11 protein-coding genes and 2 pseudogenes are annotated in these 15,647 nt (G+C 73.2%); 4 read left to right on the top strand and 9 right to left on the bottom strand.

The features are described 5' to 3' along the window. The 4 genes and pseudogenes from IF37_RS42280 to IF37_RS0119635 all read left to right on the top strand — a co-directional run. Positions 1–304 (top strand): annotated as a pseudogene (locus IF37_RS42280) (M23 family peptidase); the annotation flags it as partial. A 28-nt stretch (positions 305–332) separates the two neighbouring features. Further along, positions 333–2,375 (top strand): family 43 glycosylhydrolase, encoded by a 2,043-nt coding sequence (locus tag IF37_RS0119645; protein ID WP_030744097.1) that lies wholly within the window; start codon positions 333–335, stop codon positions 2,373–2,375. A gap of 397 nt (positions 2,376–2,772) precedes the next feature. Further along, positions 2,773–3,546 carry a hypothetical protein gene (locus IF37_RS43670; protein ID WP_030744095.1) on the top strand — a complete coding sequence of 258 codons (774 nt, stop codon included), beginning with the start codon at positions 2,773–2,775 and terminating at the stop codon, positions 3,544–3,546. Positions 3,547–3,551: 5 nt separating this feature from the next. Further along, on the top strand, positions 3,552–4,952 hold the full coding sequence (locus IF37_RS0119635) for a serine/threonine-protein kinase (RefSeq protein ID WP_052845264.1): 1,401 nt from the start codon (positions 3,552–3,554) through the stop codon (positions 4,950–4,952). Positions 4,953–5,712: 760 nt separating this feature from the next. On the opposite strand, the pseudogene IF37_RS0119620 reads toward IF37_RS0119635, so the two are convergent. The 9 genes and pseudogenes from IF37_RS0119620 to IF37_RS0119580 all read right to left on the bottom strand — a co-directional run. Continuing rightward, positions 5,713–6,180: pseudogene (locus IF37_RS0119620) on the bottom strand (deaminase); the annotation flags it as partial. A 142-nt stretch (positions 6,181–6,322) separates the two neighbouring features. Continuing rightward, on the bottom strand, positions 6,323–6,766 hold the full coding sequence (locus tag IF37_RS0119615; RefSeq protein ID WP_063886399.1) for a VOC family protein: 444 nt from the start codon (positions 6,764–6,766) through the stop codon (positions 6,323–6,325). Next, a complete protein-coding gene (locus tag IF37_RS0119610) occupies positions 6,763–8,052 on the bottom strand; it encodes an MFS transporter (protein ID WP_030744088.1) in 1,290 nt (429 codons plus the stop codon). The genes IF37_RS0119615 and IF37_RS0119610 overlap by 4 nt, the downstream gene beginning before the upstream one ends. Next, positions 8,049–8,549, bottom strand: coding sequence for a serine O-acetyltransferase (locus IF37_RS0119605; RefSeq protein WP_063886398.1), 501 nt, complete (start codon positions 8,547–8,549; stop codon positions 8,049–8,051). The genes IF37_RS0119610 and IF37_RS0119605 overlap by 4 nt, the downstream gene beginning before the upstream one ends. A gap of 8 nt (positions 8,550–8,557) precedes the next feature. Next, on the bottom strand, positions 8,558–9,847 hold the full coding sequence (locus IF37_RS40895; protein ID WP_052845262.1) for an acetyl-CoA carboxylase biotin carboxylase subunit family protein: 1,290 nt from the start codon (positions 9,845–9,847) through the stop codon (positions 8,558–8,560). A 97-nt stretch (positions 9,848–9,944) separates the two neighbouring features. Further along, positions 9,945–10,901 (bottom strand): isopenicillin N synthase family oxygenase, encoded by a 957-nt coding sequence (locus tag IF37_RS0119595; RefSeq protein ID WP_030744082.1) that lies wholly within the window; start codon positions 10,899–10,901, stop codon positions 9,945–9,947. 10 nt (positions 10,902–10,911) lie between these two features. Next, entirely contained in the window at positions 10,912–11,469 is a 558-nt protein-coding gene (locus IF37_RS40890) for an NADPH-dependent FMN reductase (RefSeq protein WP_052845260.1), read from the bottom strand. Beyond that, a complete protein-coding gene (locus tag IF37_RS0119585) occupies positions 11,466–14,948 on the bottom strand; it encodes an ATP-grasp domain-containing protein (protein WP_030744078.1) in 3,483 nt (1,160 codons plus the stop codon). The genes IF37_RS40890 and IF37_RS0119585 overlap by 4 nt, the downstream gene beginning before the upstream one ends. A 6-nt stretch (positions 14,949–14,954) precedes the next feature. Next, entirely contained in the window at positions 14,955–15,644 is a 690-nt protein-coding gene (locus tag IF37_RS0119580; RefSeq protein WP_158727359.1) for a class I SAM-dependent methyltransferase, read from the bottom strand. Between the last annotated feature and the right edge of the window lie 3 nt (positions 15,645–15,647).

Genomic DNA, 15,647 nt, shown 5'->3' with positions numbered 1-15,647 from the left:
TCGGCGGCGGCGGACACGACCTCACCGTCGACCACAACCAGGACGGACGACTCGAAGTCTTCGCCTCCGGACCCACCGGCGTCTACCACAAATACCAGATCAACCCCACGAGTTGGTCCGGCTGGGAACCCACCGGCGGCCCGGCCGGCTCCCAACTCACCAGCGAACGCTCGCCAACGCCGACGGCCGCATCGAAGTCTTCGGCACCAGCCACGCCGGTGTCCACCACAAATGGCAGACCGGATTCGCCACCTGGTCCGAATGGACCTGGCTCGACAACACCGCCGGCCCCGCCGTCGACTGACCCCCCGGGGTCCCTCCGGAGAAGAGTCATGCATCCGATCAGCAGGCGGTCCCTGCTGCGTGCGGCCGGAGCGGGAGCGTTCGCGCTCCCGCTCCGGGACCGTACCGCGTCCGCGTCCGCCGTCGGCGGGTCCCCGGGGGACGTCCCGTCCCACCGGTGGATCGGCGCCGGTCCCTTCACCCACGTCCACGACCCGTCCCTCCCCGGCCGACGGCGCTACCTCAACGACCACACCCTGATCGCCGCGAACGGCCGGTGGCATCTGTTCGGCATCGTCGGTGACAGCGCCGCGCCCGGTCAGGTCCCCGACAGCGCCCGAGAGATCTCCCTCACCCACGCGTCCGCGCCCGACCCGTACGGCCCGTGGACCGCCCACGCCGACGCGCTCACCGTCGACCCGGCCTACCACGGTGAGCAGCACCTGTGGGCGCCGCACGTCATCGAGGCGGGCGGCACGTTCTGGATGTTCTACGCCGCCGGCGGCAGCGGCGGGGCCGCGATCAACCTGGCCACCTCCACCGACCTGTTCACCTGGACCCGTGTGCCGTCGGGACCGCTGTTCCGCGGGCGTGCGGCGCGCGATCCGATGGTCGTGCGGATCGGCGGCGAGTGGGTCATGTACTACACCGAGCTGTCCGCCGTCGACGGCCGCCACCTGGTCTGCCACCGTCGGTCCGCCGACCTGCTGCACTGGAGCGAGCCCGGTGTCGCGTACGCCGACGAGTCCACCGAGCAGACCGGCGTCTCCGTCACCGAGTCGCCCTTCGTCGTCGAACGGGACGGCTGGTACCACCTGTTCCTCGGGCCCCGCGGCGGCTACGACGGCACCGACGTCCTCGCCTCCCGGGACCCCTTCCGCTTCACCCTCGACGGCTACGCCGGCCATGTGCCCGGACACGCCGTCGAGCCGGTCACCGACGGACGGCGGTGGTACGCGAGCGCCGCGGGCTGGTTCCGGCGCGGCCTGTACCTGGCACCGCTGAACTGGCAGGACACACCGCCTCCTTGGCAGAGCCCGGAGCACCCGGTCGCCGCCCTGGACGTCCGGGGCCGGCTGACCCTGTTCGCCCTCGACGCCGGGGACCGTTCCATGCTGCGGCGCGTCCAGCTCGACCCGGACGCCGACACGTGGTCGGACTGGGAGCCGTTCGGCGGCCCGGCGGGTGCGGCTCCCACGCTCGGCCGCGACACCGACGGCAGACTGGAGGTGTTCTCGCTCGCCCCCGGCGGAGCCAACCTGCACCACAGGGTGCAGCGGCCCGACGGCGGCTGGTACGACTGGGAGGAGTTCGGCGGCCCGGCCGGAGCCGCCCCCGCCGTCACCCGCGACGCGAACGGCCGGCTTGAGGTCTTCGCGCCGGGCCCCGGCGGTACCGTCATCGCCCGGCGGCGGCAGTCGTCGCCGGGAGCCTTGACGTGGGACCCCTGGGACGCCGGTTTCGGCGGTCCCGCGGGAGCGCCGCCGGTCGTCGCGGTCAACGCCGACGGCCGGCTGGAGGTGTTCGTCCTCGCCCCCGGCGGTACGGCGATCCACCACCGGTGGCAGGAGGCGCCGGGCGGTGCCTGGGGCCCGTGGAGCGGCTTCGGCACCGCGGCCGGTGCCGTGCCCCGGGTGACCCGCGACGGCAGCGGACGGCTCACCGTCGCCGCGATCGCCCCTTCCGGGGTGGCGGCCTTCCACCGGCGCCAGTCGGCGCCCAGCGGCGGCTGGGACGACTGGCAGCCGCTGTTCGGCTGGTCGGCCGCGGCCCCGCTGCTCGTCCCCGGCGCCGACGGCCGTCTGGAGGCGTTCGCGCTCTCCCCCGGCGGCGACCGGCTCGCCCACCGCTGGCAGGTCGCGCCGGGCGGCGGCTGGGACGCCGGTGAGGACTTCGGCGAGCCGGGCGTCGTGCTCGCCGCCGCGCCGTCGGCCGCGGCCGACGCCACGGGCCGTGTGCACGTCTTCGCCGTCATCGCCGACGGCCGGGTCCGCACCCGCGTGCAGCTGCGGCCGAGCGGCGGCTGGCAGCCCTGGACCGCGTTCGGCGACCGCCCGCTGGCCCCGCTCCTCTCGGGCGCGGTCGCCCTCTGAACCCGCCCGGCCGGCCCCGCCCCCCGCCCGGCCGGGAGGTTCCCCCCTCCGCCTGCCTGCCCGCCCGTCCGACCGTCCGGCCGTCCGTCCGTCCTCGGCACTCCGGTAGGGAGCCGCCGCGGACCGGCGGACCTCCGCCGTCGACGAACGCCGTCGACGAACGCCGTCGCCCGGATCGTCGTGGTCACCCCGCCCGGCGGAGGACACGCTTCGACCGGGGTGCGGGTGCGCCCGGCTTCCCGCTGCCGGTCCGAAGCGGCCCGTATGCGCCGGCTTCCCGCCGCCGACCCGCGGCCCGACTCCCCGCTCCGCCCCCAAGTGGCCCGTACACGCGGTGAATCACCATGTGCAAGCGGTAACGTTCGGGGTGTCGGGCAACGGTCGGAACGGGGGTGCGGTGAGCGGGATTGTCGTCCACGTGCCGGAGGGGAGCGGCGGCGACGCGGTGACCCTGCGGCTCGGTCCGGGGGAACGGGCACGGTTCGGTCGCGGGGCGCCGAGCACACCGGTCGAGCTCCGCCTCGCCGACGAGGCGGTCTCCCGCCTGGCGGGGGAGGTCCGCGCGACCGACGACCACTGGCAGCTGAGCAACCTCAGCACCACCCATGGCTACCTGGTGGAGAACCCGGAGGGGGCGGGCGAGTACCTGCGGGTGCCGCCGCGCCGGGTCGGGGCGCCCATCCCGTTCGAGTTCTCCCGGGTGGTGCTGCCCACGCGCCGTGACACGCCGGTGTTCTTCCAGGTGTTCGCGCCCGACCACATCTACCTGGACCCGCACCTTCTGGGCGGCTCCTGGGAGAGCCGCACCCTGAGCGCGTACTCCCTGGACGAGACCGCCACCTACTTCCTCGTGCTCGTCGCGCTCTGCGAACCATGGCTGCGGGACCGTTCACCGGTCGCCGTGCCGACCACGCCCCAGGTCGTGGAGCGGCTCCGCGCCCACGCGGCCTGCGCCAGGCTGACGGCTCGCGCGGTCAGTTCGCACATCGACTACCTGGCCGACGAGAAACTGCGGATCGGCGCCCCCGGCCCGGACGAGGCCCGCCGGGCGGACCGGAGGAACGGCAAGCGGGAGGCCGTGGTCGGCCTCGCCCTGAAGTTCGGCATCGTGCGGGAGGAGCATCTCGCCCTGTTGCCGCCGCGGACCGAACCGGCCGGGCACGGGAGGTAGGAGGCGTGGGGGAGGCGCACGACCGTGCCGTCACATGGGGCAGCGGCCGGCCGGAACCACTGCCCCGGGGCCACCGGATCGGCGACTGGATCGTCGAGGAGCCGATCGGTGCCGGTGGCTGGGCGACCGTCTACGCCGGCCGGCCGGCCGACGGTACGGACGCGGAAGAGGTCGCCCTCAAGGTGATGCCGACCGCCGGACTCGCGCCGCGCCAGGCCCGCAACGTGGCCGAGGCGGCCCGGCGCGAGGTCGAGCTGGGGCGCAGGGCGCGGCACCCCAGGCTGATCCGGCTGCTCGACTCGACGGTGCTCACCGCACCGGACCAGCCGGCCCTCGACGGGGCGATCGTCCTCGTCATGGAGCGGGCCCGGTGCAGCCTGCGCGACCTCCTCGACAGCGGGGTCGGTGAGGCGGAGGGCGGCCGGCTGGTCGCCGGGATCTGCGAGGGACTCGCCCGGTTGCACGCCGCCGGCTGGGTGCACACCGACCTCAAGCCCGAGAACATCCTCATCGGCCGCGACGGCGAGGTGCGGCTCTCGGACTTCGGGTTCGCCATCGAACTGACCGGCACCCACGGCTACACGGCCCCGATGGGCACCCTGGACTACCTCCCGCCCGAACGGTGGAGGGAGCCCCTCGGGGAGCGGGGCGTGGCGGTCCGGCCGACCGCCGACATCTGGGCCCTGGGGATCGTGATCCACGAGGTGTTCGCGGCCGGTGTCTCACCCTTCCCCGGGGCCACCCCGGCGGCGCGCGGGGCCGCCGTGCAGGAGTACGCGGAGGGGCGCGCGTCCTTACGGATGGACCACGCCGTGCCGGAGTTCTGGCGGACCCTGGCCGCCGACTGTCTCGCCCCCACCCACGCCGCCCGCGCCCCGCACACCGCCGAGCGCCTGCTCGAACGGATCCGGGCCCACGAGTCCGGGCGTCCCGCGCGCCGGCGGATCCGCCCGCGCCCCGCCCTCCTCGCCGTGGCCGTCTGCGCGGCCGCGGGCGCCACGCTCTGGTCGTACACGGGAGGGGACGGATCCCGCGGCGGCCCGGCGGCGGGAGCCGCCGAAGGCCCGGCCCGCATCCGGGTGTTCAACGCCGAGCGGGGCTGCCAGGGCCGCGCCGACCGCGACCGGCAGTGCAGCCTCGGCCTGGCGGTCGACCCGTTCCGGCCGTACACGGCGGAGAACGTCGTACCGACCCGGGTGTGGCACGGCGACGTCCTCGAAGCGGAGTGTCAACTGCCCGACGGCCAGGTCATCATCGACGAGGAGGACCACGGGTCCACCCTCTGGTTCCGGATTCGCGTGCCCCGGGCGGTCCCCACGGTGACGGCCTGGCTCCCCGCCGTCCGGACGAAGGACCACCCGGCGCTGCCGCGGTGCGCGCACCCCTCGGGCTGGAGTCCGTCGTGAAGGTGGATCTTGTTCGTTGTTGATCACGTCATGAACGCACCCGCCCCCGCTTCCCCGGCGCCCATGGCACCTGCGAAGGACCTCAGTCGGCTCTTGGCAGCCCTGGCCGCCTTCCTCTTCCCGCCGACGGCCGCAGTCGCCGGCGTCCTGGTGCTGGCGTCGGAGCGGGCGCTGAAGTTCGGCTGGGTCGAGCGCATCGACCTCCCACTGCGCCGGCCGGGGTCGAGTCCGTACCGGCAGGCGAACCCCGGCCACCGCGGGTCGCGGCTTTCCCCGCTGCCGCCGACGGAATCCGTCGTCTTCGCAGCTGGGCTGAAGGAGGCGTGGGGCGGATGCCGTGCGGCCGAACTGCCGTCGGCCTGCGCGGCCTGCGGCTCAGGCGTGGCTGATGATGACCAGCAGCGCGGTGCACTCGGCGAGGACCTGGACGAGCGGCCCCGCCCGCCGGATCCGTACGGCCGGCGCGGCCACGGCGACGAGCAGCGCCATGACACCGACCCCGGTTCCCCATCCGAACAACCACTCCGGCAGCCCCGTGGCTCACTGCTCCCCGTACGTCAGACACCGCGCCGGCCGGTGCGGACGGCGGCGGCCGGTGCGGTCAGGACGCTCGGGCTCAGCGCGCTGCCGGTCTGAGCAGGCCGGGGCCGGGCCTTCCCACCGCGGCGCGTTCACCGGCGCCGGCGACGGAGCGGGTCCAAGGTTGTGTGTCCCCACCAGCCCCCGGCAAGGCGGGATATCCCTCCCGCTCAGCCCGCAGTCATGAAACACGGTCCCGGAGTTGCTCGCCTCGCAGGAGATGCGCATTGGGTGCTTTCGCCAGCTCGGCCAGCTCGGGGAGTTCGACGACCACGACGCCCGCGTCCGCGAGCATGCGCTTGCCCTGGCAACCGATGACGAACAGGTCCGGTTCCCGCCAGGCGATCACTACGCGCCCGATCCCCGCCGACAGGATGAGCTGCGTGCAACTGCGAGGCCGGGACGCGCGGCGCGAACACGGCTCCAGAGTGCTGTACAGCGTCGCTTGCCGCAACCGCGGATCGTCTGGGAGGAGTTTGGCCAGGGCGGACTCCTCTGCATGCTCGACGGGGTCGGTTTCCCGGCTGTGCCCTCGTGAGATCTCCTGCCCCGTCTGGTCGACGATGACGGCCCCCACGCTGAAAGCGGTCGACGAAGGCGGACAGCGGTGAGCGTGTTGTACCGCCACAGACATCCAGTGCCGGTCCGCTCGGGTCGCGGTGACTGTCATTCGGTGAACTCTCCCAGGTGATGGCGATGCGGCACGGTGCTCCGAGCCGCTGGGTCTCGGCGAATCGCGAAGTGCGCGGCGATGTCAGGCTGAGGAGACCGCGGATCATCCTCGGTGTTCGTCAGCGGTCACCAGGGTTCTTCTGATCGGATAGGGGGGTGTTCGCACCCCAGCGCCGCTCGGTGAGCACGACGCGATAGCCGTCCGGATCGGCGATGGTCACTCCGCCACGATCCCAATAGGGGTTGTGCGCGGTGACCACTCTTCCGCCGTGGTCGGTGGCACGGTCGACCATCTCCTTGCTCACCGGCGCATCCAGGTAGATGACCAGGAGGTCGTCAGGAGTGGAGGACGGCAGCACGGTCTCCCGTGTGCCGACCGTCAGCTCCAGGTGCCACTGTCCGCCACGGGGGCCCACCATCAGCAGATCATGCGTTCCGGCCTCCGGGTCCCCGGCGCCCCTGTGGAGAACGTCCAGTCCGAGTCCCTGGGAGTAGAAGCGCTCAGCCGCGGCGAGGTCGGTCGAGGGCCGTGCGATACGGATGCTGTGGCCTGCGTCGATCACGCGCTTTCTCCTTCTGGTTCACGTCGTGCGGTTTCGGCTCCCGCCGAGTGCCGATCCGTTTCCGGGGGCGACGGTTCGTTCCGGCCTGGGGTCAGTGCCACGGTACGCGCGGCGACCGACGCGATGGCGAAGAACACAGCCCAGGCCAGCCATCCCACGGAGCCCAGGCCCAGACTGACGCTGATCAGGGTGGGGCCGATCACGGTGGCCACGCCGAAGGCCAGATTGAACGTGGCCAGATAAGTGGAGCGGTGGTCCTGCGGAGTGTGTACGAGCGCCAGACTGGTTCCCCCCGCGACGACGTAGATCTCGGCCCCGGTCATCAGCACCACCACGAGAACCGCGACGACGATCGGGGCGTACCCGCTTCCCCAGGCGGAAAGCGGCGCCACCGCGGAACCCGTCGCCGCCAGGACGCCGCCGCCGATCATCATGCGTCGGGCGCGGAGCGGGGACTCCGACCCGCGGGCCAGTCTGGTCTGGAGAGCGACCACCAGGACGGTGTTGATGACGTAGTTCGCACTGACGATCCACGGCGGCAGGTCCGTCTGCTGGGTGATCCACAGTGCCATGCCCACGCCGAGCAGGACGGCCGAGAGAGTCAACGCACCGTAGAGCACGGTGACTTTCAGGAAGGCCGCGTTGTCGACCAGCCGAGGCCGGCCGGCTCGCCGGGACGCGACGGCATCCGCGTCCTCCGGCAGACTGAGGGCGACCGCGGCGCAGGACAGGAAGATCACAGCCGCAGCGACCATGACCGACCGGAACGCCCATTGCTCGCCGATGGCGACGGCCGCGCCGGTGGGCAGGGCTCCGACGGCCATGCCCGCGTTGCGCAAGGCGCGCAGTCGGGCCAGCGGCCCCACCGCGGCGGCCTGGTCCCGGCCCGCGATCAGTGCGGTCTGGACGAGCGGGCCGATGCCACGGTTGAGGACTCCGCCGAAGGCAGCGGCCACCAGGGCCGTCCACAGGTTGGTGGCCGCGCCGAGCCCCGCATAGGACAGGGCGCGCGCCGCGAAGAGAGCGGCCAGGGCCCGCCGCAGGCCGAACCGGTCAGCGAACCTGGCTATGGGGATCGCTCCGAGGACCGATGCCACGCCGGCGGTTCCGAGAACCACGGCGACGCGGTAGTTCGAGAGCCCCACGCTCTGGTTCAGATAGATCGCGGAGAAGGACAGGTACATGCCGAGGCCGATGGCGTCGAGGAATCCCGCGACGTAGATGCGGCGCGGAGGTCGCTTCTCCCTGTCCGTGCGGGCACTCGGGTGGTGTTTCGGGGCCGTCACTGGTCCTCGCTCATGATGTCGTTCAGGACGAGGGCATGGGCCCGGATGCGCACGTCGTCGCCGATGGTGACCGGCCCGAGCACCGACGCCCCGACACCGATCGTCACCCGGTTGCCGATCTTGGGGTGGCGTTGCGCCCGAGCACCGCCATCCTGCCACCAGCCGCGCGACCCCAGCGTGACGTGGTGGTAGATCGTCACATCGTCTCCCACGGTGCAGGTCTGCCCGATCACCACGCCGAATCCGTGATCGATGAAGACCCGTCGGCCGAGGCGTGCGCTCGCGTGGATCTCCATTCCGGAAAGGAGCCGGCCGAACCAGGTGAGCAGCCCGGGGCCCACCCGGTGCCCCCTCAGGTGGAGGTGGTGGGCCACCCGGTAGAGCACCAGCCCGTGCCACGGTGCGTGCAGTGCCGCCTCCGACAGACGGGTGCGGGAGGGGTCGCGCTCGAGGACCGCCTCAAGGTCCTCCCTCATCAGCCGCAACAGCCCAGGCATCCGCCCCTTCAACGCCCTTCCTCCGTGGTTTGCCCTTGGCTCGCCGGCTGTAGGTCGATGGCGAGGAAGCGTTCCACGGCCGCGGAGATCCGGCGCGCTTGCTCCGGCGTGGCGCCACGTACGGTGAAGGAGGCCAAGTGCTGGGTGCTGTTCCGGCTCGCCGTTTGTCCGGGCTTGAAGCGCAGGGAGAGCTGCGTCAGCTCCGGGAACTCCCGGCGCGTCTCCTCGGCCGTGCGTTGGGAGACCACACGCCACTCCCCCGCCGGGATGGGCAGGAAGCGGAACCAGGCGACGCCCGAGAACCGCGGCCCCGGCCCCGGGGCCTGTCCCAGCGCCACCCTGGCGATGTCCCCGGCGAAGTCGTAGTCGGCGGCGGCCAGCAGCATCTTGGGAATCGGTCCGCCGGCCCGCGCGTTGACCTCGATGACCTTGGGACCCTCGGGCGTCAGCGCGATCTCCGTGTGCACGGCACCGTGTGTGAGACCGGTGGCACGGATCGCCTGCTCCGCGCAGTCGACGATCTCGGCGGTACGCTCCGCCGGGAGCCGGCTGGGCAGGACGAGACCTTCCTCCACGTACCCGTGCCGGAGCCTCAGCCGGTCGGACACCGCGAGGTGGTCGGGTTTCCCCTCGACGAGCAGCGTCTCCACGCTCACGTAGTCGGCGTACGGGGAGTCCTCGGCGCCCTCGACGGGCAAGGCCTCCTCCAGCAGGAACACCTCGTCGTGCTGGAGGAAGGCGGTCTTCGACGCACGCGCGGCGCGGTACGCCTCGACGACCTCGCCGACCGTGCGCACCTTCCGCACATTCTGGCTGCCCGCCCCGAGCGACGGCTTGAGCACAGCCGGCATCCCCACCTCGGCCACGGCCCGCTCGATGTCGTCCTCGCCGAGGATCTCGGCGAACCGCGGGGCCGGGACGCCGTGCGCGGCGAACACCGCCCGCTGACGGGCCTTGGACTGGGCGACGGACACGGCCTCCACTCCGTTGCCGGGCAGCCCGAGCCGCTCGACGAGCCTGGCCTGCGGCTGGAGCAGCACCTCCGAGTAGGTGACGACACCCGTCAGCGGCTGCCGTTCGTGGAGGCCGAGGCCCGCCGCGACCGCGCCGTCCAGATCCGGTACCGCCAGGAACTCGGCGCCCAGACCGGCCGCGCGGTGCTGCTCCCACATGGTGCGCACAGCCGCCGGGTCGGTCCAGGCGGTGATGAAGAGGACGCTGACACGCGGGGTGACGGTCAGGGCGACGCGCAGCGCGTCGGGGGCGGGCAGACCGCCGACCCCGACGATCAGGGCCAAGTGCGGCGGCTCCCGGTCGCCTTCCCGGGCGCGTCCGGCAGCCCCCGCACCGTCGACTCCGCCCGTAGCCCCAGCGCCCGTTCGTGGCTCCGTCACCTCACCTCACCTCGGCTTCGGCCGAGGTCTGCTGTGCGTCGAGCCGGTTGATCCGGTACATCGTGCGTTGGAACAGCGCGTCGGCGGTCAGGGTGGGGAAGCGCTGCGGCTGCCCCTCCGAGCCGGGCAGGCGCAGCGGCGTGAGCACGGTCCACGGGGTGGGGTGGCAGAACTGGACGATGGAGAGCCGGCCCCCCGACTGCTGCGGGTCGGCCACCACCCGGTGCACGGCGGCCCGGGCGAGGCCGTCGGTGAGCCGCTCCAGCACCATGCCGACATTGACGACGGCGTACCCCTCCGGCGCGTCCACCGAGAGCCACTCGCCGTCGTGGTGCAGCACCTGCAAGCCTGGCGCCGTCGCCCGGGGCAGCGCGGTGATCAGATCGAAGTCCTGGTGCTCGACGGCCCAGGTGTGCTGCTCGGAGGGGGCACCGCCCATCGGCGGGTACCAGGCGGCGCGGTTGACCACCGGGCCGTCGTCCAGCATCTCCTCGAAGTAGCCGGCGGGTACCCCGAGCGCCTCGCCGATCGTGCCGACGACCTTCACCTGGAACGCCTTCATCCGGGTGTGCAGTTCGGACAGCACCTTGCCGATGCCGGGCACCAGCTCGTCCGGCAGGCAGGGGTCGGGATAGCGGGCGGGGTAGCGGGTGCGCAGCGGGTGACCGGCGGGCAGCGCCGCACCCCAGTGGAAGAGTTCCTTCCAGTCGGGCGTCCTCCCGGACTTCTCCGCCGTCTCGACGAGCGGCGGAGTATAGCCGGACTGGCCGTTGCTGCCGGGCACCCGGACGCTCTTCTTGTCGTCAAGGGGAAGCGCGAAGAACTGCTCAAGCAACTGGTATGCCTCGTCGAGCAGGCTCTCCGGGACGGCGTTGCGGACCAGGAAGAAGCCGTCCCCCAGCGCGGCCCTCACCGTGGCGGAGCCGGTGCGCCCGGCGACATCGATCTCGTGCAGCATCAGTGGCCTCTCATACATCCGCGGCGCGCGAACCGGCGGCGGCGCTCCGGGCATCGGTGAACATCAGCAGGTCGGCGACCATGGCGTCCATGCGCCCGGCGATCGCCGCACCGGGCACCCCGTCGGTGAAGTCGGAGTTGGCGGTGGCGACATGAGCGGGCACGGCCCAGCCGCTGATGGCGCGCACGACGGTGCGCAGCTGGTCGCAGGCGGCGACGGCGCTCCGCGGCCCGCCACCGTTGGCGAGGATGCCGACCGGCTTGCCGGCGAAGGCGTCTCCCTCCAGGTGGTCCAGGAAGTTCTTCAGCAGACCGCTGTACGAGCCGTGGTAGACGGGCGTCGCCAGGATCACTCCGTCCGCCTCGGCGATCCGGCGGCGTATCGCCGCCGTCTGGCTGTGCGCGGCGGGGTCGTCGTAGTCGCCGATGTCGTGCGGCTCGGAGAACTCCACCGAGAGGTCGACGGTCTCGAACTCGCCGCCCGCCGCCCGGATCCGCTGGGCCACGGCCGCCAGGCCGTGCCTGGTGTTGGAGTCCTTGGACGCGCTGCCCAGAATTCCCAGAATCATCGATGGCTCCCCTTCGGATCGGCCGTGGGCGGTGTGCCCGTCGGCGTCGTGACGATGCGGACGTCCCGCTCGGCAGCGGTGACCAGGCGGTCGATCTCGGCGCTCGAGTCGTTCGCGAACACATGGGTGCTCAGGCTCGTACCGGAGAAGGAGTCGGCCGCCACGGCGGCTCCCACGGCTCCCCGCAGCACGTGCGCGTAGGCGTGCGGGGCCACCGTGGAGTCGTCGTACACGGCGAGCACCCCTCCGGAGCAGTAGTGGCACACCCACCCGGCGTGCGCCGCCACCGGGTCCCGGCGCAGTGACCGCGGGTCCTCGCCCGCGTCCAGCAGGATCTTGGCGTGCCGCAAGTCGAAGCCCCGGGTGGCCCGGAAGGCCGGGATGACCCCGGCGCCGCCCGGGCGTCCGGCCACCTCGCAGAAGACGAGCCGGTCGCCCTCCACGAAGAATTCGGCGTGGAGCACGCCGGACCGGATGCCCCAGGTGTCGACGATCCGCTCCAGTAGCCCGCCCGCACGCCGCCGCAGCGCCGGGTCGTCGACGGTACGCGAGGACAGCGGCTGTCCGCGCGTGTAGGCGAGGGTGTCGCGCCGGTACAGGGAGACGTCCCAGGCGACGATCCCCTCGTGGACGAGGGCGTCCAGGTGGCCCATGGGACCGGACACCTTGCGCTCCACGAGGTAGCGGCCGGGGACGAAGCGCTCCCGCAGCCACCGCTCCAGGTCCGCGCGCTCGTCGCAGACGGCGACGCCCTGGGAACCGGACAGGTCCCGGGGCTTGACGACGACGGCACCGTACCGGTCGATCAGCTCGTGCGCGTCGCCCGGCTCGTACAGCACATGGCCTTCGGCGTGGGCGATGCCGCCGCGGGCGGCGAGCCGCTTCATCTCGGCCTTGTCGATCAGGCCGCGGACGGCCTCGGGGGTGTCCCCCGGCAGTCCGAGCCGTTCCCGCAGGGCCGCGGCCGGTGCGAGCAATCGCTCGGACGCGGCGGCGATCCGCTGGACCGGATGCACACGGTGCAGGGCGGCCACGGTCTCGGCGGTCGCGGCGTGGTCGAAGACGTCGGTGTGCAGCGCGACGTCGAGGGCGGCCCCCCGCTCCTTCACCGACGGGCTGCCGCTGAGCACGCTGACGCGGAAGCGGGCCGGCGGCAGCAGCGGCGTGCCGTCGTCCCGCGTCCAGGTGGCGGCCCCGACCCGGTCGATCACGACGACGTGCGTGCGGTCGAGCGGTGCGTGGCGGAAGACCAGTCCGGACTCCACCCGGGCGACCACGGCCCGGCACTCCGCCAGGGTCGCGCCCGCCACCGCGTAGTGGAGGCGACCGCCCGGACCGGGCTCCGTGCGCACCTGGCCCTCGGTCAATTCGGCGCGTACGTGGCGTACTTCGGGGTGGTCGAACAGATCCGCCGCGGGGGTCGCGGCCACCACGCGCAGGGCGCCGGCCGGCGCGGCGAGCGAACGGAACACCGCGGCACCCACGCGCGCTGCCGGTCCGGTGCGCCTGCCGAGGGCGGCCGAGACCGCCGTCGTCACGACGTCCCGCGCGTGCCCGGCGTCGTGCACGGCGTGCGTGGCCTCGTCCAGGCCCGGCACGACCGCGTCCGGGACCGGCGGCGCGGGGCCGTCGGCCGCTCCGGCCGGAAAGTGCGTGCGGACCACCCCGGAGGAGATCCCGGAGCCGGTCACGGCCCGGTCCGCGGCCCGGCGCAGCGCGTCCAGCGCGCCCTCCGGCAGCGCCGGCGGACTGCTCAGCGTACGGTGCCCGTCCGGACCCGTGCCGAGGTCCTCGACGACGTCGAGATGGCGCACGGCTCCGTCGTGGACGACGGACAGTACCGTGTGACCGCCCACGGGAAGGGGAGTCACCTCCTCCCGAGGCGCGGGCTCCGCCGACGCGCCCGCGTCGCCCCGTACCGCGCCCGCGAGCCGGTCCCGCCAGGACCGCAGGTCCGCTTCGAAGGTGACGACGGCGGCCACGGGATGCCTGGCGTGTACGTCGGCGAGCGCGACGTCCGCGGCTCGGGCACCCGGCGTGTCGTACCAGGCGCCGACGAAGCGGGCGGACCACCGCTCGCGAAGGGCCGGCGCCGGCGCGTCGGGGCCGCACCAGAAGACGGTGACCCGTCCGGTGACGGCCCCGAGCGCGTCGAGGACGCGCTCGGGGCGCGCGCCGCCCTCCTTCGCGTCCAGCAGGAGCACCACGTGCGGGCCGCACTCGGGCTCCTCGCCGGCACCGGGCGCGGCGGCGTCCTGCTCCCCTGCCACCCGGAGCCCGGCCCGTATCCGGTGGAACGCGTCCTCCGCGGCCCGGTTCGCGGCCTCGGCCGAGAAACCCGCGGCCAGGACGTACCCGAAGCGCTCCGCGTTGCGGGTCGTCGGCACCACGCGGTCACCGGGCCGCACGGTGATCCAGTGGTCGATGACCTCCGCCGGCAGACCGGACGGCCCGTCGACCGCCCTGACCTCGCCGGCTGCCTCGCTGCACAGGTTGCGCAGGGCCACGTACGAGACGGGCTCGGCGACGGGCTCGACCGGCGTTGACGTGCACAGGGCCAACAGGTCGAGCGGGATCGAGCGGCGGAGCGCGACGCCGATCTGGCGCGGGATCACGTACCCGGCCATCCGGCCGTTGACCTCGACGAGTTCCGGGCCGGTCGGGGTGATCAGCAGCTCGATGTGCAGGGCGCTGTTCCGGATGCCGAGGGCCCGCACCACGTCGGTGACGAACCGGCGGGCCGCGCCGCGCTGCTCGAACCGGGCGGGGAAGTGCCCGCCCAGTTCCACGGTGTTGTTCGGTCCGGCCGGCAGCCGCTCCCCGAAGCCGTACAGGATCGGGCGCCCGTTCTGCACGAGGAGCTCGGCGGCGACGTCGAGGCCCGCCCGGTACTCCTCGACGAGCAGCGGCCCGGTGCCGTAGGCACCGGCACGGGCGCCGAAGCCGGCGAGCACGGTCTCGGCCTGCCGCTCGGTCCACAGGACCGACACGCCGATCGAGCCGTGCCCGGCCACGGGCTTGACCACCACCGGATAGCCGATCTCCGCGGCGGCGGCCAGAGCCCCCTCCGGGGTGGCGGCGCAGCGCCAGCGCAGGGTGCCGACACCGGCCGCCGTCAGCCGCTCCCGCACTGCGGCCTTGTCCCGCAGCATCCGCACCGTGGACACCGGCTCGTGCGGCAGGCCCAGGTCACGGGCGAGGCAAGCCGCCGCGACGAGGAACTCGTCGCGGAAGCACAGCACGCCGTCGAGGGGCCGCGGCCCCAGCCGGCCCCGGAGCAGCGGCGAGATGTCCTCCCGGGAGCGCAGCTCCCGCACCTCGATGACTCGTGCGGCCAGCTTGTGCCGCTCGAACCCCTGGATGTCCGCGTAGTCGTCGAGGCTCTCGGTGAGGAAGGAGACCTCGACACCGGCCGCCACGAGCTCCTCCAGGTAGTCGAAGCCGCGCGGCCGGTTCGTCTCGACCATCAGGACGTGCACGGCCGGTCAGCCCCTTCCGCCGACCCGGGAGAAGGCGAGCGTCAGGTACTTCAGCCAGTGGCCCTCGTACTGGAAGTTCCGGTCGACCTCCTCGCTCGCCACATGAGTGAAGCCGTGGGCGGTGAACAAGTCGGTCACCACTTCCTCGGTCAGCCACCAGTTCGACCGTCCGTCGGCCAGCCGCTTGTCGACGACGGCGCCGTCCGGACTGAGGAAGATGTTCACGGCCCAGACACCGCCCGCGCGCAGCAGGCCGGAGCCGTGCCGCACCCACGGCTCCCAGTCCTCGCGCCTCTGGTGGTGCAGGCAGCCGCTGTCCACGAGGTAGTCCATCGGCCGCTCGTCGAAGCCGAGGAAGTCGCCCCGCTGGAAGCGGAGCGAGCCTCGGCCGGTGACCGGCGGGGCCCAGACGTCGATCAGGTCCAGACCCACGACGTCGGCGTCGAGCCCCTCGGCCAGCTGCGCCGTCTGAAGGCCGCGACCGCACCCGATGTCCAGGACGCTCCGCCGGCGGCCGGCCTCGGCGGCCGGTGCGGATCGCAGCAGGAACTCGGTGATCCGACTCTTGACCGGACCGCCGCTCCAGGAGTCCCGGTCGGCGCCGTACCACTGCGCGAACGAGTCCTGGACCGTCCGCCGGTACGCGGTGTAGCCGGAGGAGAGGTCGCCCCCGTGATCCACGTGCTGTTCGGACATCGA

This window comes from Streptomyces sp. NRRL S-31 (assembly GCF_000718775.1).
Classification (GTDB): domain Bacteria; phylum Actinomycetota; class Actinomycetes; order Streptomycetales; family Streptomycetaceae; genus Streptomyces.
The sequence above is the reverse complement of the archived record's forward strand: the minus strand, read 5'-3'. Positions and strand labels throughout refer to the sequence as shown.